3 protein-coding genes are annotated in these 2,751 nt (G+C 72.9%); 1 reads left to right on the forward strand and 2 read right to left on the reverse strand.

The features are described 5' to 3' along the window. Positions 1-321: 321 nt before the first annotated feature. Entirely contained in the window at positions 322-1,380 is a 1,059-nt protein-coding gene (locus tag AB0H81_RS44495; protein ID WP_358388492.1) for an FAD-dependent oxidoreductase, read from the reverse strand. A gap of 268 nt (positions 1,381-1,648) precedes the next feature. Further along, a complete protein-coding gene (locus AB0H81_RS44500) occupies positions 1,649-2,071 on the reverse strand; it encodes a hypothetical protein (protein ID WP_358388494.1) in 423 nt (140 codons plus the stop codon). A 53-nt stretch (positions 2,072-2,124) separates the two neighbouring features. Between AB0H81_RS44500 and AB0H81_RS44505 the strand changes: the two genes are divergently transcribed. Next, positions 2,125-2,529: a hypothetical protein gene (locus tag AB0H81_RS44505; protein WP_358388497.1), complete on the forward strand. Its 405-nt coding sequence runs from the start codon at positions 2,125-2,127 to the stop codon at positions 2,527-2,529. The last annotated feature ends 222 nt before the right edge of the window (positions 2,530-2,751 follow it).

Raw genomic sequence — 2,751 nt, forward strand, 5'->3', positions numbered from 1 at the left:
CGACCGCCCGCCGGGCCGCGGGACTCAGCGCGGGCTGGAACGGGTCACGCCGCCCCGCCGCGGGCGCACCCGGCGGGTTGGACGGGAGCGCGGCCTCGGGCCCGGGTTGGCGGTGCGGTGCGGCCTCGTCCGTCGGCTCCGTCACGATGGCGGTGCACCTCCTGCCCAGGGAAAACCCGAGAAACGCCGCTTTAAGGGGATAAAGATCCTTATGTCGGGACGTTACCCTTCAGTGACGCGGCGTGTCGAGACACGAACCCGCCGCCACCGCACCCCGTACAGGATCGGCATGTCCCCTTGCGCGAACCGCCCCGTGCTGCCTCAGGCCGCCTCGGCGGCGGTGGCGAGCAGGCGGCGCACATTGCGGGCGGCGGTACGGCCCGCGCGGTTGGCGCCGATCGTGCTCGCCGAGGGGCCGTAGCCGACGAGCTGCAGCCGGGGCTCGGCGAGCACCCGGGTGCCGTCCACCGCGATCCCGCCGCCCGGTTCGCGCAGGTGGAGCGGCGCGAGGTGGCTCAGCGCCGAGCGGAACCCGGTGGCCCAGACGACGGTGTCGGCCGCGGCCTCGGTGCCGTCGGCCCACGCGACGCCGCCGGGGGTGAGCCGGGCGAACATCGGCAGCCGTTCCAATGCGCCCTTCTCCATGGCCTCACGGACGACCGTGGTGTAACCGAGGCCGGTCACGGCGACGACGCTCTGCGGCGGCAGCCCCGCGCGTACCCGCTGCTCGACCAGGGCGACCGCCTCCCGGCGCGCGCTCTCGCCGAAGTCGTCCCCGCGGAAGACCGGCGGGCGGCGGGTCACCCACAGCGTGCCCGCCGCGACGCCGGCCAGCTCCGACAGGACGTGGGCGGCGGAGTTGCCGCCGCCCACCACGACGACCCGCCGGCCGCGGAACTCCTCGGGCCCGCGGTAGGCGGCGTAGTGGAGCTGCCGCCCCCGGAAGTCGCGGGCGCCCGGATAGTACGGCCAGTGGGGACGGGTCCAGGTGCCCGTGGCGTTGACCACGGCGCGTGCCGCCCACTCCCCCGCGCCGGAGGTGACGGTCAGCCGCTGGCCGGGGCCGCGCGTGACGGCGGACACCACGGCCGGGCGGAGCACCTCCAGGCCGAGATCGCGCTCGTAGGAGGCGTAGTAGGCGGGCACCACGGCGGCGGCCGGGGGGTCACCGTCGGCCTCCTGGTCCCGCCTGCTGCCCGGCAGGTCGAACACGCCGTGGACCTTGTCCATGGTCAGCGTCGGCGACCGGTGCCGCCACGCCCCACCGGGCCCCTCCGCGGCGTCCAGGACCAGGGGGTCCAGGCCGAAGCGGCGCAGGAAGTACGCGCTGGACAGGCCCGCCTGCCCGGCGCCGATGACCACGACGTCGATCTCGTCCACGCCCCCTTCCAACCACGCGCCCGCGACGCCTCTTCCCGCCACGTCACGGCCGCGTCCTGCCTTGGCCGAAGGCCGGGCCCCGGAGACCTGCCGGTCCAGGACATCTGTCGGCCGGTGCCGTGACCGGAAATGATCACCGGGTTCAGCGCGCAGGACGGTGCGCCCAGTTGGATGGTGCTGATCACGTTCGATCAGCGCTAAGGAGGCAGGGTGAAGCAACCGGTCAAGGTCCGCAGGCTCACGGACCAAGAAGGACAGAAGCTGCAGCTCATCGTGCGGCGCGGGAGGCATGCTGGGCTGCCTCGTCCACCGTCGTCGGGTCCGGCGCCTGGGCGAGCAGGTCGTCCTCGTGCCGGTGCCCAACCAGGATCTTCTCGCGGCTGGTGGCGAAGCCGGTGCGGCACGCCCGGTCGTCCGCGGAGCCGGGGTCGAGGCAGAGGAACACCATGCGGTCGCCGGACGCCGTGAGCTGGTGGCGTACACGAGGGGCGAGGAGCGCGGTGCGTGCCCGCAGTTCGCCACCGCTTGTCGGGTGGACGCTGAAGGGCGCGTCCACGCCCACGGCCAGGCACGCGACCGCGCCGGAGTGCGGTCCCAGCCGCAGGGACGGCCCGGCGTACAGGGCGCGGCCCGGCCACAACCACACCACGGCCCCGGCGGCGGCGCGACGGGTTGGTGGAAGCGCCGGCATCAGAGTCTCCTGCAGGCTGAGCGGAAAGCCGAGAACGTGTGAAGGAGGATACGGTGCGCTCCGCTGCCCGCATCACGGGGATTCTGCTGTTCGTCGCCGTGGGACTGCTCAACCTCGCACCGGGAATCGTCGCGCTGGCGCCGTCCCGGCTCGCCACCGTCTACGGAATTGTGGACGCCGACGTGACCAGCACGCTGCTGCTGCGGCATCGCGCGGTCATGCTGGCGCTGCTCGGCGCCGCGCTCCTGTGGGCGGCCGCTGCACCGGACTGGCGCAGGCCGGTGCTGATCGTCGCCGTGATCGGCAAGGCGTCCTTCATCGTGCTGGTGGCGACGACCGCAGGCGCGCACCCGAAACTGCTCTCGGTCGCATTCGCCGACGTGGCGGCGTTGGCCGCGCTGGCGGTGGCCGCCGTCCTCACCCGCGCCTGGACCAGCCGCTCGCCGACCAGCGGATGAAGGGCTAGTCGAGCTTGGTCGGTCGCGTTTTCCGGACCACGCATGTCATCCACATTTGACCGGCGAGGACGACTCCACGCGAACCGGTGATCGTTTCGGGTCACGGCACTAGATGTACTGACCACAGAGACATCCGATCTGCCTACAGCGTCAAGCCGCAGCTTTCAGACGGGGCGGGAAGGCTACCTGCTCGTCGTAGGTCACGCCCTTCTGCAGGCAGTG

The organism is Nonomuraea sp. NPDC050691 (assembly GCF_040654455.1).
Taxonomy (GTDB): Bacteria; Actinomycetota; Actinomycetes; order Streptosporangiales; family Streptosporangiaceae; genus Nonomuraea.

Coding starts and splice junctions, on each gene's coding strand:
- AB0H81_RS44500 (WP_358388494.1), bottom strand. CDS start 2,071: ATGCCGGCGCTTCCACCAACCCGTCGCGCCGCCGCCGGGGCCGTGGTG.